The sequence below is a fragment of the Chromobacterium sp. FG89 genome, assembly GCF_057808735.1.
Genome location: NZ_JBMDIQ010000002.1, coordinates 16,178 through 16,616, shown reverse-complemented (window position 1 = coordinate 16,616; position 439 = coordinate 16,178). Strand labels below are relative to the sequence as shown.

At 45.3% G+C, this 439-nt stretch carries 1 protein-coding gene; it reads right to left on the bottom strand.

Annotation, left to right across the window (positions count from 1 at the left end):
* Window positions 1–47 precede the first annotated feature (47 nt).
* Complete coding sequence (locus tag ACODRW_RS02070) at window positions 48–281, bottom strand: MbtH family protein (protein WP_107798078.1); 234 nt, start codon at window positions 279–281, stop codon at window positions 48–50.
* Window positions 282–439 lie beyond the last annotated feature (158 nt).

The following is a 439-nucleotide window of genomic DNA, read 5'->3' as shown; positions in this document are numbered from 1 at the left end:
AAAAGTCGCCGCGATGCGGCGACTTCAAAAACAAGACATAGAAACCATTAATTCGCGGAAGGGGAAGCCGTTTGATTTTCCTGCATGAATTGTCTCAGGCTCAAGGGACGCATATCCGTCCAGTTCTTTTCAATATAGTCCAGGCACTCCTGTTCCGCGCCGCTGACGCCAAGCGAGCGCCAGCCGGCTGGAATGTCGCGATATTCCGGCCATATCGAATATTGCTCCTCGTGATTCACCACCACGATGTATTTGGTTTCGTTCATCGCGTCCTGCGTCATATCAACCTCCGTGCCGTCGCTAGAAAATTAAAACAGTTTCTAAATAAATCTATTTATCCAACCAAAACATTGCTAATTGGAATTGTTTAAATCGGAGAATACCGACTCACAAAACCCGCCAAAGAATATACCGCATAAATTGAATATTTTTACAGACC